The 21,915-nt window shown below is 54.5% G+C and carries 24 protein-coding genes, 1 other RNA gene and 1 other annotated feature; of the genes, 12 read left to right on the forward strand and 13 right to left on the reverse strand.

The window, feature by feature from the left end:
* Positions 1–36 precede the first annotated feature (36 nt).
* The 3 genes from dnaX to EE896_RS14545 form a co-directional block, all read right to left on the reverse strand.
* Entirely contained in the window at positions 37–2,115 is a 2,079-nt protein-coding gene (gene dnaX / locus EE896_RS14535; RefSeq protein WP_039659093.1) for a DNA polymerase III subunit gamma/tau, read from the reverse strand.
* Positions 634–695 (reverse strand) — a sequence feature (DnaX frameshifting element). It overlaps the preceding gene by 62 nt.
* A gap of 157 nt (positions 2,116–2,272) precedes the next feature.
* The gene (gene apt, locus EE896_RS14540) at positions 2,273–2,824 is read right to left on the reverse strand and encodes an adenine phosphoribosyltransferase (protein ID WP_008924915.1); all 552 of its coding nucleotides are present in this window, start codon (positions 2,822–2,824) and stop codon (positions 2,273–2,275) included.
* A gap of 144 nt (positions 2,825–2,968) precedes the next feature.
* Positions 2,969–3,358, reverse strand: a complete 390-nt coding sequence (locus EE896_RS14545; protein ID WP_003850431.1) for a DUF454 family protein — start codon at positions 3,356–3,358, stop codon at positions 2,969–2,971.
* Between the two features lie 57 nt (positions 3,359–3,415).
* On the opposite strand from EE896_RS14545, the gene priC reads away from it, so the two are divergent.
* The 3 genes from priC to rsmS are packed head-to-tail and all read left to right on the forward strand — an operon-like array spanning position 3,416 to position 4,410.
* Complete coding sequence (gene priC, locus EE896_RS14550; RefSeq protein ID WP_003850432.1) at positions 3,416–3,946, forward strand: primosomal replication protein PriC; 531 nt, start codon at positions 3,416–3,418, stop codon at positions 3,944–3,946.
* Between the two features lie 57 nt (positions 3,947–4,003).
* Positions 4,004–4,249: a GlsB/YeaQ/YmgE family stress response membrane protein gene (locus EE896_RS14555; protein ID WP_003850434.1), complete on the forward strand. Its 246-nt coding sequence runs from the start codon at positions 4,004–4,006 to the stop codon at positions 4,247–4,249.
* Positions 4,250–4,257: 8 nt separating this feature from the next.
* Entirely contained in the window at positions 4,258–4,410 is a 153-nt protein-coding gene (gene rsmS / locus EE896_RS14560) for a pleiotropic regulatory protein RsmS (protein ID WP_003850436.1), read from the forward strand.
* On the opposite strand, the gene acrR is transcribed toward rsmS, so the two are convergent.
* Positions 4,407–5,045, reverse strand: a complete 639-nt coding sequence (gene acrR / locus EE896_RS14565) for a multidrug efflux transporter transcriptional repressor AcrR (RefSeq protein WP_003850439.1) — start codon at positions 5,043–5,045, stop codon at positions 4,407–4,409. The genes rsmS and acrR overlap by 4 nt on opposite strands.
* A 142-nt stretch (positions 5,046–5,187) precedes the next feature.
* On the opposite strand from acrR, the gene EE896_RS14570 reads away from it, so the two are divergent.
* From EE896_RS14570 to ykgO, 4 genes are all read left to right on the forward strand, one after another.
* Entirely contained in the window at positions 5,188–6,384 is a 1,197-nt protein-coding gene (locus tag EE896_RS14570; RefSeq protein WP_140916008.1) for an efflux RND transporter periplasmic adaptor subunit, read from the forward strand.
* 16 nt (positions 6,385–6,400) lie between these two features.
* Positions 6,401–9,556, forward strand: a complete 3,156-nt coding sequence (locus EE896_RS14575) for a multidrug efflux RND transporter permease subunit AcrB (protein ID WP_003850443.1) — start codon at positions 6,401–6,403, stop codon at positions 9,554–9,556.
* Between the two features lie 161 nt (positions 9,557–9,717).
* Positions 9,718–9,978, forward strand: coding sequence for a type B 50S ribosomal protein L31 (locus EE896_RS14580; RefSeq protein WP_008924911.1), 261 nt, complete (start codon positions 9,718–9,720; stop codon positions 9,976–9,978).
* Between the two features lie 3 nt (positions 9,979–9,981).
* Positions 9,982–10,122: a type B 50S ribosomal protein L36 gene (gene ykgO, locus EE896_RS14585; protein WP_003850445.1), complete on the forward strand. Its 141-nt coding sequence runs from the start codon at positions 9,982–9,984 to the stop codon at positions 10,120–10,122.
* A gap of 45 nt (positions 10,123–10,167) precedes the next feature.
* Here ykgO and EE896_RS14590 read toward each other — a convergent pair whose 3' ends face one another.
* From EE896_RS14590 to EE896_RS14600, 3 genes are read right to left on the reverse strand one after another with little or no spacing between them, the layout of a single operon-like run.
* Positions 10,168–11,046: a metal ABC transporter substrate-binding protein gene (locus EE896_RS14590; protein WP_003850447.1), complete on the reverse strand. Its 879-nt coding sequence runs from the start codon at positions 11,044–11,046 to the stop codon at positions 10,168–10,170.
* Between the two features lie 15 nt (positions 11,047–11,061).
* Entirely contained in the window at positions 11,062–11,901 is an 840-nt protein-coding gene (locus EE896_RS14595; protein ID WP_003850449.1) for a metal ABC transporter permease, read from the reverse strand.
* A complete protein-coding gene (locus EE896_RS14600) occupies positions 11,898–12,566 on the reverse strand; it encodes a metal ABC transporter ATP-binding protein (RefSeq protein ID WP_008924910.1) in 669 nt (222 codons plus the stop codon). The genes EE896_RS14595 and EE896_RS14600 overlap by 4 nt, the downstream gene beginning before the upstream one ends.
* 340 nt (positions 12,567–12,906) lie before the next feature.
* Between EE896_RS14600 and EE896_RS14605 the strand changes: the two genes are divergently transcribed.
* The 3 genes from EE896_RS14605 to EE896_RS14615 all read left to right on the forward strand — a co-directional run bounded on the left by EE896_RS14605 (position 12,907) and on the right by EE896_RS14615 (position 14,025).
* Positions 12,907–13,260, forward strand: a complete 354-nt coding sequence (locus EE896_RS14605; protein WP_003850454.1) for a hypothetical protein — start codon at positions 12,907–12,909, stop codon at positions 13,258–13,260.
* A 147-nt stretch (positions 13,261–13,407) separates the two neighbouring features.
* The gene (gene tomB / locus EE896_RS14610; RefSeq protein WP_003850455.1) at positions 13,408–13,785 is read left to right on the forward strand and encodes an Hha toxicity modulator TomB; all 378 of its coding nucleotides are present in this window, start codon (positions 13,408–13,410) and stop codon (positions 13,783–13,785) included.
* A gap of 24 nt (positions 13,786–13,809) precedes the next feature.
* Positions 13,810–14,025, forward strand: coding sequence for an HHA domain-containing protein (locus EE896_RS14615; protein ID WP_003850458.1), 216 nt, complete (start codon positions 13,810–13,812; stop codon positions 14,023–14,025).
* Positions 14,026–14,160: 135 nt separating this feature from the next.
* On the opposite strand, the gene ffs is transcribed toward EE896_RS14615, so the two are convergent.
* Positions 14,161–14,257: signal recognition particle sRNA small type (ffs, locus tag EE896_RS14620), an RNA gene on the reverse strand.
* Positions 14,258–14,444: 187 nt separating this feature from the next.
* Here ffs and EE896_RS14625 point away from each other — a divergent pair.
* Positions 14,445–14,762, forward strand: a complete 318-nt coding sequence (locus tag EE896_RS14625; RefSeq protein ID WP_039659087.1) for an MGMT family protein — start codon at positions 14,445–14,447, stop codon at positions 14,760–14,762.
* 30 nt (positions 14,763–14,792) lie between these two features.
* Here the strand turns inward: EE896_RS14625 and EE896_RS14630 are convergent, their stop codons facing one another.
* Complete coding sequence (locus tag EE896_RS14630; RefSeq protein WP_008924908.1) at positions 14,793–15,350, reverse strand: YbaY family lipoprotein; 558 nt, start codon at positions 15,348–15,350, stop codon at positions 14,793–14,795.
* Positions 15,351–15,540: 190 nt separating this feature from the next.
* Here EE896_RS14630 and tesB point away from each other — a divergent pair, with 190 nt between their 5' ends.
* Positions 15,541–16,404, forward strand: coding sequence for an acyl-CoA thioesterase II (gene tesB / locus EE896_RS14635; RefSeq protein ID WP_003850463.1), 864 nt, complete (start codon positions 15,541–15,543; stop codon positions 16,402–16,404).
* A 49-nt stretch (positions 16,405–16,453) separates the two neighbouring features.
* On the opposite strand, the gene amtB is transcribed toward tesB, so the two are convergent.
* The 4 genes from amtB to EE896_RS14655 form a co-directional block, all read right to left on the reverse strand.
* Positions 16,454–17,740, reverse strand: coding sequence for an ammonium transporter AmtB (amtB, locus tag EE896_RS14640; protein ID WP_003850465.1), 1,287 nt, complete (start codon positions 17,738–17,740; stop codon positions 16,454–16,456).
* Between the two features lie 34 nt (positions 17,741–17,774).
* The gene (gene glnK, locus EE896_RS14645; protein ID WP_003850469.1) at positions 17,775–18,113 is read right to left on the reverse strand and encodes a P-II family nitrogen regulator; all 339 of its coding nucleotides are present in this window, start codon (positions 18,111–18,113) and stop codon (positions 17,775–17,777) included.
* Positions 18,114–18,370: 257 nt separating this feature from the next.
* Positions 18,371–20,146, reverse strand: coding sequence for a SmdB family multidrug efflux ABC transporter permease/ATP-binding protein (locus EE896_RS14650; protein ID WP_008924906.1), 1,776 nt, complete (start codon positions 20,144–20,146; stop codon positions 18,371–18,373).
* A complete protein-coding gene (locus tag EE896_RS14655) occupies positions 20,139–21,908 on the reverse strand; it encodes a SmdA family multidrug ABC transporter permease/ATP-binding protein (protein WP_105099434.1) in 1,770 nt (589 codons plus the stop codon). The genes EE896_RS14650 and EE896_RS14655 overlap by 8 nt, the downstream gene beginning before the upstream one ends.
* Between the last annotated feature and the right edge of the window lie 7 nt (positions 21,909–21,915).

Here is a 21,915-nt window from a genome sequence, read left to right on the forward strand (position 1 = left end):
GGCTACAACGCTATCGTTACGATAGCAGCAGCGTGTTCAAACAGGTCGGATACTCTCCTCATCCAGATCAGCATCGAAAAATCGCTGCAGCGTCTGGATGTGGGTATCACAGGTGATCGACTGACGCGCCTGCGCCAGTTTCTCTTCGTAAATGGCCTGACGCCACTCCAGTGGCGTCAACACCGATGAATTATCGTCTTCAACGACCGAGAGTTCAACTTTCTGCCCGGCACGCTCACTCAGTGCATCGCATAACACCTGCTGCGCCGACGGTGAATTCAGATGACGCTGACTGCTGCGTAAATGCAGGCAGACCCCGTTTTCGGTGGTCTCTTTCCAGGCATTTAATGCCAGCTGCTGCACCAGTTTTGGCAGCGGCAGGGTCGCAATCTCTGCGGCCCAGGGATCGCGCTGTTGCGCTTCTTCCGCCAGTCGCGCCGCCAGCTCAGGGGTTTTCTCATGCTCCAGCGCAGAACGCAAGGCCTTCGGCGTCGCGACCGGCTCTGCCACTTCAACCTGCTGATTAACGGCTTTCCAGCGGTACGCTTCCTCTTTTACCGGCGCGGCAGGCTCGCGATCGCGGATACGCTGCTGACTGCGCTCGGTAACCGAAGCCAGCCGCTCCAGTGCCGAGTTGGCCGGCCGCGCACCTGGCGCCGCCGGCTCACTCTTTTTTGGTTTGTTCGCTCCCTGACGCAACAACTGCGTGCGCGCCTGGAGGAGCTGGCTGGTGGAGCTTGAAAGTGGCGCTTCAGGTGCCGCATCCGGCGGCGGCGCGGGTTGCGGAGCTGCATCGGGCGCGGCCATCTGCGGCTGAGCGGCAACGTGGTGTTGCGGCGCAGGCATCGGCTGCTGAGGCTGCTGCGCCACAGGTGACGCTGTCTGAGCAGGTGACGATGTGGCGGGCTGTGCTGCCGCGTGTCGTGCGACAGGTGAAGGCCCGGAAGGTGCCGGTGCCGTCTGCGCCGGCGCGACAGGTGCCATCTGCTGGGTTAGCGCGGGACGGGCAATCGGTTCTGCCACCGCCGCTTTGGGGTGGAACGCCAGTGCGCGCAGCAGCGTCATCTCCACGCCCATGCGGCGATCGGGCGCAATCGGCAGATCTTTGCGGCCCATCAACAGCGTCTGATAATAGAGTTGCAGATCGGCGGGTGGCACCACGCGAGCCAGTTCGCGCAGTCGCAGAGCGTTGCTCTCGTCATCATCGCTGAGCGAAGCCGGCAGCAGTTGCACCATTGCAATCTGGTGCAGCAGGCGCAGCATCTCCACCAGCAACGCCTCCCATTCCACACCGCGTGAAGCCGCCTGGCTCAGCAGTGTCATGACCTGCTGACCGTCACCGTCCACCAGCGCTTCCAGTAGCCCAAGCGGCTGTTCATCATCCAGCGTGCCGAGCATGACGCTGACCGTGTTGCTGGTCACCGCGCCCTGCCCCATGGCAATCGCCTGATCGGTGAGGCTCAGCGCATCGCGCATACTGCCATCGGCGGCGCGCGCCAGCAGCTGAAGCGCCCGGGTTTCGCTCTCAATCTGTTCCTGCTTCAGCACATGCTCGAGCTGCTGGCGGATTTGATCAACATCCAGCGCTTTGAGATGGAACTGCAGGCAACGCGAAAGAATCGTCACCGGCAGTTTCTGCGGATCGGTAGTCGCCAGCAGAAACTTAACGTGTGAAGGCGGCTCTTCCAGCGTCTTTAACAGCGCATTGAAGCTGTGACGCGACAGCATATGCACTTCATCAATCAGATAGACTTTGAAGCGTCCACGGGCCGGGGCGTACTGCACGTTGTCGAGCAGATCGCGGGTGTCTTCAACCTTGGTACGCGATGCGGCGTCAATCTCGATCAGATCGACAAAGCGGCCCTGCTCAATTTCACGGCAGTTATCACACTGACCACAGGGCGTGGCGGTGATACCGGTTTCGCAGTTAAGGCCTTTGGCCAGCAGACGCGCAATGGTGGTTTTCCCCACGCCGCGGGTGCCGGAGAAGAGATAAGCATGATGGATGCGTCCCAGAGACAATCCATTCGCCAGCGCCGTCAGAACATGTTCCTGACCGACAACATCAGCAAAAGCCTGGGGACGCCATTTTCGCGCAAGTACCTGATAGCTCATGTGGATTCGACGAAGTTGGATGGAAAGATGAGCGCAGACGCTCTGCAACCCCTGTATAAGATTGCAGTAGTCTATCAGCTACGCTTTTGGCTGGCACTCGTTATCTTGACGCCAGAGGCGTGACGGCCTCGCCGGGTGGCAAGGCCGAAAGAGTGGCTTAGTGGCCGGGGAATTTGACCAGGCTGTAACTCTCAACGCCCAGGGCATTGAGACGCGATTCACCGGTCAGATCGAACAGGTTAATAATGAAAGCCGCGTCTTTCACTTCACCGCCTGCACGACGGATCAGTTTAACGGTCGCTTCAATGGTCCCACCGGTCGCCAGCAGGTCATCAACCACCAGCACCAGATCGCCCGGCTGGATGGCATCTTTGTGCAATTCCAGCTGATCGGTGCCATATTCCAGCTCATAAGCTTCACTGTAAACCTCACGCGGCAGTTTGCCGGGCTTACGCACCGGAACAAAACCGACGCCGAGGCCTAATGCCACCGGGGCACCAAACAGGAAACCGCGCGCTTCCGTACCCACCACTTTAGTGATGCCTTTATTACGGTAACGCTCAACCAGCAGCGCAATCGACGCGGCATAGGCTTTGGGATCTTCCAGCAGGCTGGTGACATCGCGGAACAGGATGCCTGGCTTAGGATAATCGGGAATACTTTTAATGCTGTTTTTAATGAATTCAAGCTGCTGCGCAGTGTCGGTCATAATGATACGCCTGGTAAAAAATTCTGTTTCGCGCAGCTTCAAAAGCGCTAATACCTGGTAAAAGGCTCAGCGGAAGTCAATTCACAAAGGGAAGCCACGCACGAAGACGCCCAAATCTAAGCAAATGACCGGCTAAATGCAACTTTATCGCGGCGACTTGGGTGCGTCCGCTGCTTCTGCCACCACCGGAATACGCCACATAAACAGCAGCAGCGCCGCCAGCATGATCAGCAGCATGATGCGTACCCAGAGCTGATGCACCAGGAAAAGCGAAAGACTAAATGTTGCGACTATCAGGCAGATAGCACGGACTTTGGCGCCCGGCGGCATTGCGCGATGCTGTTGCCAGTGACGCAAATAGCGGCCAAATGGCGATTTCCACAGCAGCCAGTGATGGAAGCGCGGCGATGACCGCGCAAAACACCAGGCCGCAAGCAGCATGAATGGCGTGGTAGGTAATAAAGGTAATACAATGCCCAGCGTCCCCAGCACAATCGCCAGCCAGCCGAGGGTTAATAACAGAATGCGTTGCATGAATCCCGCCCAGCACTTTCCTCATCCGACTACGTTAGCACAACAGGACGTCACGCGATGAGTGCGATCGCTTTGCAACAGCGCCTGCAACAGCTTCTGATCGACCTGCGTCAGGAGATTGCGCGTCATCCGGATGGTGAGTGCCGTATGCCACGCTTTGACTCGCAGCTTTTTCACACCAAAGGCACGCGGCTGGCAGATTACCTGCTGGAAGTGGAACAGAATTTCGCCCGACTGTGCGACAGCGTCAACGATCTGGCGCGCAGTGCCTGGCTGGCTGAACACCTGGTGGATCAGATTGCTGCCCTGCAACGCGAGGCGAGTACCCAAAAGCTGCGTACCCAACGTGAACAGCCGGTTAAGAACCCACGCGCCTCAAAATATCAGGAGTACCGTGAATTTGAACGGCGCTTACTGGCGATGATCGATCAGCGTGAACAGCGGCTGGCACTGGCCGAAACGCTGGCGGTCCAGCGTCAGCTGAAGCAGGATCTGGAAACACTAGAGGGAAGACTGGCGCGCTGCCGTCAGGCGATTCGCTCTGTCGAATGGGGCGCTTCCCTGCGCGGCGGCGAGCACAGCGAATAAAGCGCAGCGTGAGAAAAGCGCTTCTATACTGAGTGCAATTCTGCCTGGAGACGAACCATGGGTTTACTGAGCTGGCTAATTTGCGGGCTACTGCTGGGCCTGTTAAAGCGTCTGCTGATACCGGGTCGGCCCGGTGGCCTGATGGCGACCCTGACGCTGTCGATGATCGGCGCACTGATCGGCGGCTATATCGCCGCCTATTTTGAACTGGGCTCGCTGGCAACGCTGCATGCTGGCGCCCTGGGCATAGCGATTGTCGGCGCGGTAGTGATGCTGCTGGTCGCGGCCCGATTACGTATTTAGGAGACAAGATGTCACTGGAAAACGCCCCTGACGACGTCAAACTGGCTGTTGATCTGATTCAGCTACTGGAAGAGCATCAATTGCCGGTTGAGACCGTGCTCTCCGCACTGGCTATGGTGCAGCGCGATTTCGAGAACAAGCGCGATAGCCAGCCGACCTAACAGGACGCCGTCAGCGTCGGACTGAGGCGCAGCATATCGATAAAGGCGTTGGTCAGAACGGGTGCGTCTGCGGCTAAATCAAAACTGTCCGGCGAAAACAGCCAGCTTTCCATCATACCGTTGACGTAACCGCGCATAATCAGGGCAGCCTGACGCGTGCTGAGAGTGCCCGGAAGTTGTCCGGCGTCAATGCACTGGCGCAGGACATCTTCAATTTTATCGTAGCATTCCAGCAGTAAGCTTTGTTGCATATTCTTCAGTGCTGACATTTCGCCCACAAACTCGCATTTATGGAAAATGATCTCCATCAACGCGCGTCGCTGTGGATCCTTTGCAGTCGCTTCAAAGATATAGACCAGCATTGCGCGCAACACAGAGAGTGGATCGCCAGGGTATTTTGTCTGATACTCAAGTTCCACATCGTCCAGACCCGCATCACAACGAAGCCATATTTCGTGTAATACATCGGCTTTGTTTTTGAAATGCCAGTAGATTGCCCCGCGCGTAACGCTGGCTGCGGTGGCGATATCTGCCAGTGAGGTGGCTGAGACGCCCTGCTGCGAAAAGAGAACAATAGCGGCATCAAGAATTTGATGCCGTGTTTCAAGTGCTTGCGCTTTGGTTTTTCGTGCCATAGTGGGCTTTTTTTACAAACAGGTAAGTTTACATACATTTGTGAATGTATGTACCATAGCATGACCTGCGCCTTGCCACAGCAATGGGTTTTTCAGTTTGTGATCCATTGACCAATTGATACCGGACACTAGAGGTTTATTTATGAAAAAAATCAGAGGATTATCGCCTCTGGCGGCCGCCCTGATGCTATCAGGCAGCTTTTTGTTAACAGGATGTGACAACAATAAATCCGAACAAGCCGCCCAGCAGCAACCGCCAGCCGTAGGTGTTGTTACACTGAAAACGGAACCCCTTAAGATTTCAACTGAATTACCAGGCCGCACCTCGGCATACCGTGTGGCTGAAGTCCGTCCGCAGGTGTCCGGTATTATTCTGAAGCGTAACTTTATTGAAGGAAGCGACGTTAAAGCAGGTCAGTCTCTCTATCAGATCGATCCGGCTACCTATCAGGCAGCCTATGACAGCGCCAAAGGTGATTTAACGCAGGCGCAGGCTAACGCACATATCGCTCAGCTGACCGTCAAACGTTATAAACCTCTGCTCGGCACCAAATATATCAGTCAGCAGGATTATGACACCGCTGTTGCTACAGCCGCGCAAAACGAGGCTGCAGTTCAGGTAGCAAAAGCCAATGTCGAAACGGCCCGCATTAATCTGGCTTACACCAAAGTCACCTCGCCTATCAGTGGCCGCATCGGTAAATCGTCGGTAACGGAAGGTGCGCTGGTACAAAGCGCACAAACCACCGCACTGGCCACCGTGCAGCAACTTGATCCCATGTATGTCGACGTCACCCAGTCGAGCGAAGATTTTATGCGCTTACGTTCAGAACTGGAGTCGGGTCAGCTGAAGCAGAGCGAGGGCAAAGCCAACGTGACACTGCTGATGCAGAACGGCAGCAGCTATCCACAGCCTGGTACGCTGGAGTTCTCTGACGTCACCGTTGATGAAACCACCGGTTCTATCACCCTGCGCGCCATTGTCCCGAACCCGAACCATACCCTGTTACCGGGCATGTTTGTTCGTGCGCGTCTGGATGAAGGCACCAATCCTGATGCATTGCTGGTTCCGCAACAGGCGGTAACCCGTACCCCAACGGGTCAGGCAACGGTCATGGTCGTGGGTGCAGATAACAAAGTTGAAGCGCGTCAGGTCACCACCTCTCAGGCGATTGGCGACAAATGGTTAGTCACTGACGGTGTTAAAGCGGGTGAACGTGTGATCAGCACCGGTCTGCAGCGTGCCAAGCCGGGCGCACAGGTGACCCCACAAGAAGTCTCAGACGATGCGAAAGCGGCACCCGATTCAAAGCCGCAGTCTGACAAGTCACCGTCATAACAGGAGCCGTTGATTCATGGCTAAGTTCTTTATCGATCGACCCATCTTTGCGTGGGTGCTTGCCATCATCATCATGCTGGTCGGTGCGCTGTCGATTCTCAAACTTCCGATCGAGCAATATCCCAATGTTGCCCCGCCGGCGATTGAGATTCAGGCCACCTACCCTGGTGCGGATGCTAAAACGCTGCAGGACTCGGTGACCCAGGTTATCGAACAAAACATGAACGGTATCGATGGACTGATGTATATGTCCTCGAGCAGCGACTCGTCCGGTACGCTGACCCTGACCATCTCCTTTGAGTCGGGTACAGATGCAGATATCGCGCAGGTTCAGGTGCAGAACAAACTGCAGCTGGCGACGCCGCTGCTGCCGCAGGAAGTGCAGCAACAGGGGATTCAGGTTAAGAAATCGTCCAGTAGCTTCCTGATGGTTGCGGGCTTCATCAGCGACGATGACAACATGACGCAGAATGACATTTCTGACTTTATTTCGTCATCAATCAAAGATCCGATCAGCCGTACCAAAGGCGTGGGTGATACCCAGGTATTTGGTGCGCAGTACGCGATGCGTATCTGGATGGATCCGCACAAGCTGAACAACTACAACCTGACGCCGGTTGATGTGATCAGTGCGCTGAACACTCAGAACACCCAGGTCGCTGCCGGTCAGTTAGGTGGTACGCCGCCGGTGCCAGGACAGCAGCTCAATGCCTCAATCATTGCGCAAACCCGTCTGACCTCAACGGATGAGTTCGGCAAAATCCTGCTCAAAGTGAACGAAGATGGTTCTCAGGTTCGTCTGCGTGATGTGGCAAGGATTGAACTCGGTGCAGAAAACTACGAAATCGTTGCCCGTTATAATGGCAAGCCTGCGTCCGGTATCGGTATCAAGCTGGCCACCGGTGCGAATGCGCTGGATACCGCCAATGCGGTGAAAGAAGAACTGGCCAAATTGCAGCCGACCTTCCCGGCCGGATTGAAAGTGGTCTATCCGTATGACACCACACCTTTCGTTAAGATCTCGATTTTCGAAGTGGTGAAAACGCTGATCGAAGCGATTGTGCTGGTGTTCCTGGTGATGTATCTGTTTCTGCAGAACTTCCGCGCCACGCTCATTCCAACTATCGCTGTGCCCGTGGTACTGCTGGGTACGTTTGCCGTTATCAACGCGTTTGGTTATTCGATAAACACCCTGACGATGTTCGGGATGGTGCTGGCCATCGGCTTGCTGGTGGATGACGCCATCGTGGTGGTTGAGAACGTTGAGCGCGTGATGGCGGAAGAAGGATTACCGCCAAAAGAAGCAACGAAGCGTTCAATGGAGCAGATTCAGGGCGCACTTGTCGGTATCGCGCTGGTACTGGCCGCTGTATTTATTCCGATGGCGTTCTTTGGTGGCTCGACCGGCGTTATCTATCGCCAGTTCTCCATTACTATCGTTTCGGCGATGGCGCTATCGGTGCTGGTCGCCTTTATTCTGACGCCGGCACTCTGTGCCACCATGCTGAAACCGATCAAAAAAGGCGATCACGGGAAAACCACCGGTTTCTTCGGCTGGTTCAACCGTATATTCGACAAAAGCACCAGTCACTATGTGGATGGTGTCGGCCACATGGTTCGCAGTACGGGTCGCTACATGCTGATCTATCTGGTCATCGTGGTCGGAATGGCGTTTCTGTTTATGCGACTGCCCTCTTCATTCTTACCGGAAGAGGATCAGGGTCTGCTGCTGGCTCAGGCGCAGCTGCCTGCGGGCGCAACGCAAGAGCGTACTCAGAAAGTGCTTGATCAGGTGACGGACTACTTCCTGACGCAGGAGAAAGACACGGTTAAATCGGTGTTCACCGTTAACGGCTTCGGCTTTGCTGGTCGTGGACAGAATACCGGTATCGCCTTCGTCAGTCTCAAGCCGTGGGATGAGCGTACCGGCGCAGACATGAAAGTTCCGGCGATTGCTGGCCGCGCCATGAAGGCGCTGGGCGCAATCAAAGATGCGATGGTCATTCCGTTCAACCTGCCCGCTATCATTGAACTGGGTAACGCGACTGGCTTCGATTTTGAGCTCATCGATCAGAATAACCTGGGTCACGATAAGCTGACGGAAGCGCGTAATCAGCTATTTGGTATGATTGCACAGCATCCTGATACGCTGGTTGGCGTGCGCCCGAACGGTATGGAAGATACACCGCAGTACAAGCTGACGATCGATCAGGAAAAAGCGCAGGCACTGGGCGTATCACTCAGTGATATCAACACTACGCTGGCGGCTTCCTGGGGTGGCTCTTACGTGAACGACTTCATTGACCGCGGTCGTGTGAAAAAAGTTTACGTGATGGGTAAAGCGGACTCTCGCATGTTGCCGGACGACATTGGTAAATGGTTCGTGCGCAACAGCAGTGGAACCATGGTGCCCTTCTCTGCCTTCTCGTCAGCGAAATGGCAGTATGGTTCACCGCGCCTTGAGCGTTACAACGGCCTGCCTGCGATGGAAATCCTGGGACAGGCAGCTCCCGGTAAAAGTTCGGGTGCGGCAATGGATCTGATGGAAGAGCTGGCGGCGAAACTGCCTGCCGGTATCGGCTATGACTGGACTGGCATGTCCTATCAGGAACGCTTGTCCGGTAATCAGGCTCCTGCGCTCTATGCTATCTCGCTGATTGTGGTCTTCCTGTGTCTCGCCGCACTGTACGAGAGCTGGTCGATTCCCTTCTCGGTTATGCTGGTTGTCCCGCTCGGGGTCATTGGTGCACTGCTCTTTACCACTCTGCGTGGCTTAAGTAATGACGTCTACTTTGTTGTCGGGTTACTGACCACCATCGGCCTCTCGACCAAGAACGCCATCCTTATTGTCGAATTTGCTAAAGATTTGATGGATAAAGAGGGCAAAGGGCTGATTGAAGCTGCGCTGGAAGCGTGTCGTATGCGTCTGCGTCCTATCCTGATGACGTCACTGGCGTTTATTCTCGGGGTACTGCCGCTGGCGATCAGTACCGGTGCTGGCTCCGGTTCGCAGAACGCGGTAGGTACAGGCGTAATCGGTGGTATGGTTACCGCGACCATCCTGGCAATCTTCTTTGTGCCGGTGTTCTTTGTGGTAGTACGCCGCCGCTTTGGCAAGAAAAAAGAAGAATCAGCGAACAGTCATCCGGTTGAACATAACCAGACTCACTAAGCTGTAAATCATCTGAGGCCGCGCAAGCGGCCTTTTTTATGCCTGCGATTCCACCCTCCTTCTCTCCTGCCACTTCACCTGAACCAGCGCTACGACAGTTGCAATCTCAAAAGGTGCGGCGCATAATAATGTTATATTATAACATTACATAGGCGTGCATTATGAAAGCGAATATTCATCCTCACTATCGTCACGTGGTCTTCCATGACACATCCGCGGATGTGTGGTTCAAAATCGGATCCACCATTAAAACCGATCGCACAGTTGAGTTCGAAGGCGAAACACTGCCCTACGTCACTCTGGACGTGTCATCCGCCTCGCATGTTTTCTACACCGGCAAACAGAAAGATTTTGCTAAAGAAGGCAGCACCGCACGCTTTAACCAGCGTTTCGGTTCTTTCCTGGCCGCAAAGAAGAGGTAACTCATGAAGGTATTAAGCTCTCTGCGCTCCGCCAAAAATCGCCATCGGGATTGCAAAGTGGTGCGCAGGAAAGGACGTGTTTACGTCATCTGTAAAACAAATCCACGCTTTAAGGCTGTACAGGGAAGGAAGAAGAAACGCTAGTTTGTGTCGTGATGACTGGCCGGGCTCGCCCGGCCTTTTTTATGCCTATTGCATACTCTTCAGCATCGCATTCACGTTATGTTTAAAGGCCGCCTGATAAGTCGCCGCCGGGCCAGAAGCCGTGGATAACGCTTCCGGATAGAGCTCACCACCTGGCTCAGCACCGGTCGCGCTGGCTATCTGTTTCACTAACCGCGGGTCCGTCTGATTCTCGATGAAATAGCGGTTAATGTGCTGCTGTTTGAGCTGGTTGATTAAGCTCCCCACGTTGCTGGCACTCGCTTCTGCTTCAGTAGAGAATCCGACGGGTGCCAGAAACGTTACGCCATATCGCTGTCCAAAGTAACCAAACGCATCGTGACTGGTCAGCACTTTACGTTTGTCGACTGGAATAGCATCAAAGGCCGTTTTTGCCCAGCTATCCAGCGCCTGCAGTTGCTGTATGTAATTCTGCCCACGCTTGCGGATTGCTGGTGCATCTTCAGGGTCGGCTTTGACCAGCGCATTCATCACGTTGGTCGCGTAGATAACGCCGTTCTGCATGCTGTTCCAGGCGTGTGGATCGGTCACCGTTTTGCCCTCCTCCTCCATGCTGCGGGTAGTCACACCCGTTGAAGCGACCACGGGCTGCCCGCGATATCCCGACGCGCTGACCAGGCGATCCATCCACCCTTCCAGCCCCAGTCCGCTGACAAACACCAGATCGGCCTTCGCCAATGCCTGGCTGTCCTGTGGCGTAGGTTCAAACGTATGGGGATCGCCATTCGGTCCCACCAGACTTTTTACGTTGACATGATCGCCGCCGACCTGTTTGACGATATCTGCCAGCACAGTAAAACTGGCCACGACATCCACCGTTTTTGCCATTGCAAATGGCGTGGCAAACAGCGCAGCGAGCGCCAGGCTAACCGGTAATTTTTTCATAGATACCCCTTAAGATTAATGGCGGCGCAAAATCCCGCCGCATGGCCCTGCAAGAATGGAGAAAAAAAACAGCATGGCGGCGCTCAGCACCACAGCGGGACCGGCCGGTAATGAAAAGTGCCAGGAGAGCATCAGGCCAGCCAGGGCTGAAAGCATTGCCATGAAAATGGCGATAGCCAGCATCGCGGCAAGATGGCGACTCCAGAAACGGGCGCTGGCAGCGGGCAGCATCATTAATCCCACCGACATCAGCGTGCCCAGCACCTGAAAGCCCGCCACCAGATTCAGCACCACCAGCATTAAAAACAGACCATGCACCAGCGGTGCACTCCATTTTCCCTGCGCCCGCAGGAAGTCACTGTCAAAGGCATCGATGACCAGCGGACGATAAATGATCGCCAGCATAATCAGCGTAAAGGCGGCGATGCCGCCAACCAGCAACAGTGCAGCGTTGTCCACCGCCAGCAGCGAGCCAAACAGCACGTGCAGCAGATCCACGCTTGAGCCGCGCAGTGAGACCAGCGTGACGCCCAGCGCCAGCGAACCGAGATAAAACCCGGCAAAACTGGCATCCTCTTTTAAGGGCGTGTATCGACTCACCGCGCCCGAGAGCAGCGCCACGGCTAAACCTGCGATCAGGCCGCCGATACCCATCGCGACCAGTGACAGTCCGGAGATCAGATAGCCAATAGCCGCACCCGGCAACACGGCATGTGATAATGCATCGCCAATCAGACTCATACGGCGCAGCGAAAGAAATACGCCGAGTGGCGTGGCACTGATAGCCAGCGCGACGCAGGCAACCAGTGCGCGCCGCATAAACCCAAACTCAATAAAAGGCTGTATCAACGTCACGGCGCATAACTCCGCAGAGGGGGATCAGGGAGCCAGGTGCAACTGACCTCCGTATCATCCATCGACATCACATTACTGAAGTAGCGAGCGACCAGTGGACGGTCGTGCAGCACCACCAGCAGCGTTGTTCCAGCCTGCTGTTGCTGTTCCAGTATCGACATCAGTAATGTTACCGTCTGACTATCAATGCCGTTAAAAGGCTCATCCAGTAGCCAGAGCTGGCTGCGCTGCAACATCAGTCGCGCAAACAAGACGCGCTGAAGCTGTCCGCCCGATAAGGTCGCGGGCTGCGCATCTGCATAATCACGCATCTGAACCGCCTCCAGCGCCTGCCAGATTTCCCGACGCAGTTCCCGGTTGATGCCGCCGAACCAGCCGCAGCGAGGCCAGCAGCCAATTGAAACCAGTTCAAATACCGTCAGGGGAAAGCGCGTCTCCAGTTCAGTACGCTGTGGCATCCAGCCAATAGCCCGCCGCGAAACCTGCAGCTCGCAGCGCCCCGCTATTGGTGGCAGCAAGCCCGCGATGGTTTTTAACAGTGTTGATTTGCCGCTACCATTCGCGCCGACCAGGGCTGTCATCGAGCCAGCGCTGAGCTGACCATTGATGGCGGGGGTAACAGCCTGTCCCTGATAGCCCGCGCGAAGTGCGTTGAACCGGATCATGCGCTGATCCCCCATTTTATCGCCACAGCAAGCAGCGCAATGAACAGCAGTGCGATAGCCAGTCGCCCACCTAATGACATAAGTAATCCACTCTGACGCATCACTTCACCAATATGTTATAACATAACAATAATATATCGGATATTGTTGTTGCACCTATGCGCGAATGTGTATCAAAAGATAAATAACACCAGGTGTCACTGGCAGTCGCAGACATGCGATGCAGCCTGCTCACACCACTGGCGCAGGTTAACAATTAACGGTTTTGTGCTCTGCTGGCTTGCAAACTGGTTGCAGAAATCCAATGATAGGTTTATTAACGGTTATAAGCGGACCAGATATGTTGTCACGAATTGAATGTGATATTGCTGTAGGCGAATCAGACTGCACAAAATTAGCGGAGATTGTTCAGCGGAATATTCTCAAAATAACAGATTTGCTGGTAGGGGATTTACGCTGGTATTCGCAGAATGCGCAGTTAGTTCCTGGCAGTTTAAAAATTATTTGTGTTGAATATCAGGATCTGGATAGTTTTAAATTACTTTACGATTTTGACTGGAATTTATTTAGTCCTTGTCAGGATTTAAATGAAACAGTAACGCAATCGGAGCAGGTGAAGTTTCGCATTGTGCCCGGTGCACTTGAGTTTGATGCGATTGACAATGCACAACCCTCCCCCAGCGATGAATTGTAATATTTAGTAATGGAGGTGAGCAGAACTAATGGTTTTACACTATCTTTAAGATATCCCGTTTAATAACTGCCCGAATAATCGCTTCCCGGCGGCGTTATCGTGACTCGCTGCCCTGCGGCAACTGTGCTAGCTATGGAGGGGAAAAAGATGGACGAATACTCACCGAAACGGCATGATATTGCCCAGCTTAAATACCTATGTGAAAGCCTGTTTGACGACAGCATGGCAACATTAACCGACAGCCATCATGGCTGGGTAAATGATCCCACTTCTGAAAGCAATCTGCAGCTTAACGATTTGATTGAGCACATCGCCTCTTTCACCATGAATTACAAAATTAAGCACGTTGAAGATGAAGCGCTGATTTCGCAAATCGATGAATATCTTGATGATACCTTTATGTTATTCAGCAACTATGGTGTCAATAGTCCGGATCTTCAACGGTGGCAACGTTCAGCTAAACGCTTATTTAATCTGTTCACTGAAGAGTGCGCTTTTCTCCAGCAACCGAGCCATTCATTATAGTACAGACATGAGAACGGTTTATTTATGAACAAAACCCTGACTAAAACTGATTATTTGATGCGACTACGGCGTTGCCGTTCACTGGATACCCTGGAAAGGGTCATTGAAAAAAATAAGTATGAATTACCTGAAGATGAGTTAGCGGTATTTTACTCGGCAGCTGACCATCGTCTGGCAGAACTGACGATGAACAAGCTTTACGATAAAGTCCCGGGTTCAGTCTGGAAATTTGTCCGCTAGTTTTATTGATTAGTACTTAGCTTTACACTTTTTAGTACCGGATATTCCTGCCTGCCGTCAAACCAATCGGCCAGGCGGGTTTTGCCTGTCTGCAGTTTCTGTGAAGGGATATTGCGAGGGAGAAAGTGGTGGGGGCCCTGCCAGCTACATCCCGGCACACGCGTCACCTGCTACGGCTGCTTCCTTCCGGATCTGACCGAGTTCACAAGCTAGCATTGCGGGAGAACCAACAGGGCCCCCATTGACAAGCCCTCTTTACGAGAGCGGGGGCATTATCTGGGAAGGAGGGTGCAATTGCAAGCGTAGTCGGGACAACCGTTGTTTTCTTGAACAACCGCCGCTATAACGCTTTCACTGCTTTCTCCCCATGCTAAAGTTAAGACCCTATTCCTGATGAAATAAGCAGATGAAATAAACACATGGATCAGCCTGACACCTTTCAGCAACGCATCTGGCAAATTGTTGCCGCTATTCCGTATGGCCATGTCACTACCTATGGCGATGTGGCGCTGCTGGCAGGTTCTCCGCGGGCGGCACGTCAGGTCGGCGGCGTGCTCAGTCGGTTACCTGAAGGTACTGCCCTTCCCTGGCATCGCGTCGTCAATCGTCACGGTAAAATTTCACTGCAGGGCGACCGTCTGTTCAGACAGCGCGATGCACTGGAAGCCGAAGGCATAGAGGTAAGTGATGAGGGACAGCTTGATATCGGAACGTATCGCTGGGATTTCAGGCAGTAAAAGGGGCGACAAGGTCGCCCCGAAAAGTGATTAAATATGGGTTGGTGCAGGAACAGCTGCAGACGGCGTCACCTGAGTCGGTGAGGTCGAAGGAACGGTGGTCGCTGCCCCCGGCTGGGTTGGCATCGCCATTGATGGCACGGGTACCAGCAGCAGTTCAGCTTTAGTGCCACCCTGGTTGATCACCGGCTTCACGCCTTCAGTGACAAAAGCCAGCTTGCCGTCGATTGAGATCGCTGCGCTTAACAGAATGCGCGCATTAGGCTGGATGTCGGCCGGGTTAAACGGCAGCACGAACTGGAACGGTGCCTGTTTACCTTCAGTACGCACCACGCGTTGCGACAGCACTTTTGATGGTGCGTCGGATACAGAGGCATCAGACAGGGTTACCGTTAACACCGCATCCGGCGGCAGCGCAATGCGCTGGCGGATAAATACAGAGCCACTTACGTTAGGCTGCGCAATTGCCGCGGTCTGGCCTGCAACCGCAGAACCCAGAGTGGGGGTCGGAACGGGTTTACTCTTATCGGCGCATCCCGCAACAGCAAGCGCCATAATTACACCACTACACACATGCCTGAGTTTCATTGATGTCGTCTCCATTTGATCAAAATGATTGTCGGCAGCGAATCCTGCTTACAGCGTTTCACTCGCCGTATGTCCTTAATGTTGGCACAAAAATGAAATTTTGCCTGGCTCAGCTAAAGCGGAAAGTCTGATTGACGTTAACTGGTCCGATCTTTCACACTGAGCAGGTCACTTTATTGAGGAATGCGCCATGAGTCAGGCACTGCAAAATCTGCTGAATCTGTTAAATCTGGAAAAACTCGAAGAGGGTCTATATCGCGGCCAGAGCGAAGATCTGGGTCTGCGCCAGGTTTTTGGCGGTCAGGTGGTCGGTCAGGCGCTTTATGCCGCTAAGCAAACCGTTCCGCCAGATCGCGTTATCCACTCTTTCCACAGCTACTTTTTGCGGCCCGGCGATAGCCAGAAAGCGATTATCTATGATGTTGAAACGCTGCGTGATGGCAAAAGTTTCAGTGCCCGGCGGGTAAGTGCCATTCAGAATGGACAGCCGATTTTTTACATGACCGCATCGTTTCAGTCGCCGGAAAGCGGATTTGAACATCAAAATCCGATGCCTGAAGTCGTCGGGCCTGAAAACCTGTTAACTGAACAGGCGATGGCGCAGAAAATGGCACATCTTCTGCCAGAAAAGCTACGCGAGAAATTCATTGCTGAACGTCCGCTGGAGATCCGTCCGGTACAGATTCACAACCCGTTGCGGGGACATGTGGCTAAGCCTGAGCGCCAGGTCTGGATCCGTGCCACTGGCCCACTACCTGACGACTTACGTATTCATCAGTACCTGCTCGGCTATGCTTCCGATCTCAATTTCCTGCCGGTCGCGCTTCAGCCGCACGGCAAAGGCTTTTTAGAACCGGACATGCAGGTCGCCACGATCGACCATTCCATGTGGTTCCATCGCCCGTTCGACTTCACTGAATGGCTGCTCTACAGCGTAGTCAGTACCTCGGCTTCTGGCGCACGCGGTTTTGTCCGGGGTGAGTTTTACAATCAGCAAGGTGTGCTGGTGGCGTCGACGGTTCAGGAAGGCGTGATGCGTCAGCGCAGCGAATAAAAAAAGGGGCGATTTCTCGCCCCCGATTAATCTTTTCCGTACTGACACATTACTGGTTGTAAGCGTTCTCGCCGTGGCTGTTTACATCCAGACCTTCACGCTCATGCTCTTCCGGTACACGCAGACCAACAATCAGGTCAGCCAGCTTGAAGCCGATAAAGGCGACAACACCCGACCAGACGATAGTCAGGCCGACGCTGAACAGCTGCACCCAGACCTGATGGCCCATGGTAACGCCCTGTGCATAGCCCACGCCGCCCAGTGAAGAGGAAGCAAACACGCCAGTCAGAATACAGCCTACAATTCCGCAGACGCCGTGTACGCCGAACACATCGCAGGGATCATCCACACGCAGCCATTTCTTCAGGGTGGTCACACCCCACAATCCTGCCAGGCCGCCAACCAGACCGATGATCAAGGATCCGCCCACGCCAACGTAACCACAGGCTGGGGTAATCGCTACCAGACCGGCAATAAAGCCTGAACAGGCACCCAGCAGAGAAGGCTTACCACGTACCGCCCACTCGCCAAAGGTCCATGCCAGGACTGCGCCCGCGGTTGCGACGACGGTGTTCAGGAAGGCCAATGCCGCGATTTCATTTGCTGCAGACGCAGAACCGGCGTTGAAGCCGAACCAGCCAACATAAAGAATCGCGGTGCCGGTGAAGACCATTGGCAGGTTGTGTGGCTTAAAGGCCTCTTTACCAAAGCCAGCACGTTTGCCTACCAGATAAGCGCCCACCAGACCTGCTACTGCGGCGTTAATATGCACTACTGTACCGCCAGCAAAGTCCAGCGCACCATCCTGAGCCAGGAAACCGCCCGCCCACACCATGTGCGCGATAGGTAAATAGGAGAGCGTCAGCCAGACACCGACAAAAATCAGTACTGCAGAGAAGCGGATACGTTCAGCGATCGCACCGACAATCAGGCCCACGGTGATACAGGCAAATGAGGCCTGGAAAGCGACGTGGATATACTGATAGAAACTGCCCATTACGGCGGTAAGTTGAATGTTTTTCAGCATGGCCCAGCCAAAGCCACCAAAGAAAGCATTGCCTTCACTGAACGCCAGGGAGTAGCCGTAGACCACCCACAATACGCAAACCAGCGAGAAGGTCACCGCGACCTGGGTCAGCATCGACAGAACGTTTTTGCCGCGAATCAGACCACCGTAAAACAGCGCGATACCTGGAATTGACATAAACAGCACCAGCGCGGTGCAAATCATCATAAATGCGTTATCAGCCTTGTCCGCAACGGCAGGCGCAGCCATCGCGAGTGAGGGTAACAGTGCCAGGCTGGTGAGGCCCAACTTAGCTAACATTTTATTCATTTTTATTCCATCCCATCACAGTACTGAGTCTTGATTACAGAGCGGCTTCATCGGTCTCGCCGGTACGAATACGGATGACGCGCTGCAGTTCAGCCACGAAAATCTTACCGTCGCCAATTTTGCCGGTGTAAGCCGCTTTACTGATGACATCCACCACTTCGTCCAGCTGATCATCGGCAATCGCGATATCAATTTTGACTTTTGGCAGGAAATTTACGCTGTATTCTGCGCCACGATAAAGCTCTGCATGGCCTTTCTGACGGCCAAACCCCTTCACTTCGGAGACGGTCAGTCCCTGAATGCCGATAGAGGATAAAGCTTCACGTACATCCTCCAGCTTGAATGGCTTAATTACGACGGTGACCAGCTTCATTGGATCCCCTCCAGCGAGTAAATTGGTAACGTTTATGGACACGAAGGGATATAAGCAAAGCCTGTGCCAGAGTGTAAAACTGACGTTAATCAGTGAGTCAGGCGAGACGCGGCAAGGCATGGTTTTAACCGTAGCGGAAACCTGAAGCCTGGATGAAGGGGAATACTGCCAGGGACTGCACTCCTTTGGTGCTTAAGGCGTCAAAGGAGTGCATTTGTACAGATTATTCTGATAAACATGCTCAAAAAAGGTGCAGCTCAACCTTCAGATGTTACAGGCACGCCCGACGCCAGATTTTCACCTGCCTGTTGTAGCTGATACATCTGCCAGTAGCGTCCCTGCATCGCCAGCAGTTGCTGATGGGTACCCTGCTCCACCACACGACCGCGATGCAGCACCAGGATCTTGTCCGCTTCCACAATCGTTGATAGTCGGTGCGCAATCACCACCAGCGTACTGTGCTGACGAAGCGTCGCAAGTGTCTGCTGAATCGCCTGTTCGGTACCGGAGTCGATATTGGCTGTTGCCTCGTCGAGGATAAGTATCTGCGGCAGATCAACCAGTACCCGGGCCAGCGCCAGCAGCTGCTTCTGTCCGACCGACAAATTATTGCCCTGCTCGCCCAGCCGGGTATGAATTCCCTCTGGTAAAGCCTGCGCCAGTGGCGCCAGCTGTACCTGCTGGAGCACCTGCCAGACAGCCTCTTCGCTGATGTCGCGGCCCAGCCGGACATTGGCCAGCAGCGTATCGGCCAGGACGACCGGATCCTGCTGCACCATCGCGATACCGTGTCGCAGCACGGCATGACTCAGGTCACCAATAGGCCGGTCATCAATCCGGATTTCGCCGCGCGTCACCGGGTAGTAGCCCATCAGCAAATTAGCCAGAGTACTCTTGCCGCTGCCGGTATGGCCCACCAGTGCCACGAATTCACGCGGTGCGACGTCAAGATTGATATCACTGAGTACATCGCGGTTTTCACGGTAGGCAAAACTGAGATTGTTCAGGGTGATACGACCTGAAGCCAGTGGCTGCGGGTCGATGCCATATTGCTGCTGCGTAGCATCCATCAGCTCGAAAATACGCTCACCAGAAACCACCGCCTGTTGCAGCATCGATTGCTGCGTGGTCAGCTCAATCAGCGGCTCATTCAGGCGGCCCAGGTAAGTAATAAAGGCATACAACACCCCGACTTCAAACACGCCAGGCACCGAGAAGCTGAACAGGATCAGCAACCCACACAGTACCATCGCTGAAAACAGGCTCAACAGAGGGCGCAGCAGAAAGCCATCAAGACGCAGCGTCTCCATTCGCGCCAGATAGTGGGAGCGACTCGCTTCGCCCATACGCTCACCAAATCGCGCCTGCTGGCGAAACTGCTGAATCACGCTCATGCCGCTGATCACTTCGTTAAAGCCGTTGTTAATGTCTGCCAGATAACTACGAACCCGTCGGGCAATCGGCGTGCTGTAGCGCTGATAGATAAACATGACTATCAGTACCAGCGGGAAGATCATCATCGCCACCAGTGCCATGCGCCAGTCAAGGCTGAACATCGCTACCATCATGGCGCCAACGAGTGCAGCACTGCGCAGTACAGTGGAGACCACCGTGACGTAGAGATCACGGATGACTTCGGTGTCGTTCGTCACACGCGAAATGATTTGACCGACCGGCTGGGTATCAAAGGCGCTCAGCGGCTGACAGAGTGCTGCATTCATCACGTCACAGCGCAACTGCTGGACCACACCAATTGCGGCACGGTTGAATAACAGCGCCTGCCAGTAGTGCAGCCCGGCGGCCAGTAACTGAAGCAGAATAAAACTCACCACCAGTCCGGCAACGATACCCCAGGGCATCTGATGCTTCGCCACCAGGTTATCAATAAAATAGCTGACCAGCACCGGGCCGGTCACTTCCGCTGCGGCAGCAATCCAGAGCATGCCAACCGCCAGCGACAGAGATTTGCGCCATGGCTTGCCGTAGCTCAGCAGACGCTTCAGGGTTGGCCACAAGCGTGCAGACTTAGCCATGCGGCACTCCTTTCTCATTTTCATCATCATCCAGTGCCGCTTCGAGTTGCTGATACCGGTACATATCACGATACCAGCCAGCACTGCTGGCCAGCGCATCGTGATCGCCTCGCTGCATCACGCTGCCCTGTTGCAGCACCAGAATTTCACTGGCTTCTGTCAGCGCCGACAGGCGGTGTGCGCTGATAATCAGTGTTTTCCCCTGCCCCCAGATGCGCAGATTATGCAGGATTTCGTGTTCGGTACGTCCATCCACTGCAGAAAGTGCGTCGTCCAGAATCAGGATTTCGGCATTCAGCAGGAGTGCCCTGGCAATCGAAAGACGCTGCTTCTGTCCACCGGACAGCATGACGCCGCGCTCCCCGACTTCCGTTTCATAACCCTGCGGCAGACGCAGGATATCGTCATGCACACAGGCCAGCATAGCTGCACGTTCTATCTCCAGCTGGGTTGCGCCCGGTTTCCCCAATGCAATATTGTTCGCCACACTGTCTGAGAACAGGAACGGTGTCTGGCTGACTACGGCCAGACGGCTGCGCCAGCTGTCCAGCCGTAACTGCGGCAGCGGGATCTGATGGTAGCGGATGTCACCCTGCTGAATATCAAAGTGACGCTGAATCAGGCTGAGCAGTGTGCTTTTGCCACTGCCGGTTGGCCCGCACAGTCCCAGCATTTCACCGGGTTTCAACTGGAAGATGATATCGCTTAGCACCGGACCTGTGCTGGCCGGATAGTGAAAGGCGCGAATAGCGACCTGCAGCATGCCGGGTTGGTGGGGTAAAGATTTATCGCCATCTTCCACCGCTGGCGCTTCTGCCAGCAGCGCACTGATGCGGCTCCAGGCGGCGCTGCCGCGTTCGACAATATTAAACATCCACGCCAGCGCCAGCATTGGCCAAATCATCAGGCCGAGATACATCACAAAACTGGTGAGCTGTCCCAGCGTCATCTGATCATGCCACACCATCCAGCTGCCGCCGCCAATCGCCAGCAGGTTTGAGAAACCGATCGCGATGTAGATTGTGGGATCGAAACGGGCATCGACCCGCGCGACGCGCAGGTTTTTTTCCCCGGTATCACGGGCGATGTCGGAAAATTGCTGCGACTGATGCTGTTCCAGACCAAAGGCTTTGATCATCCGGATGCTGGTCAGGCTCTCCTGCGTCTGATCGTTGAGGCTGGAGAAGGCCGCCTGTGCCAGCTTAAAGCGGTGGTGCAACTGATTGCCGTAACGATGGATCACGATAGCCATAATCGGCATCGGCACCAGCGCCAGCAGCGTCAGTTGCCAGCTGATCTGAGTACTCATCACCAGTAACACCACACATCCCATCACCAGCGAATCGACCAGCGTCAGTACCCCTTCTCCGGCCGCAAACACCACCCGGTCCACGTCGTTGGTGGCGCGCGCGATCAGGTCGCCGGTGCGGTGACGCAGGTAAAATGCCGGTTGCTGACGACTCAACTGGCGATAAAAATCTTCGCGCAGTTCAACCGCCAGCTGGTAGGAGGCACCAAACAACAGGACGCGCCAGACATAGCGCAGCAGATAGACCACGATTGCCGTTGCCAGCATGATCCCAATCCACATCATGATGCGGCTGGAACTCATGTTGTCACGTGTTACACCATCGACAATCACGCCGACTACATGCGGCGGCAGCAACTGCAGAATAGCAATAACAATAAGCAGGATGACCGCGCCCAGATAGCGCCGCCACTCCCGCAGGAAATACCAACTTAACTGACTGAATAATCGCACAACGCTG

This window comes from Pantoea eucalypti, from assembly GCF_009646115.1.
Classification (GTDB): domain Bacteria; phylum Pseudomonadota; class Gammaproteobacteria; order Enterobacterales; family Enterobacteriaceae; genus Pantoea; species Pantoea eucalypti.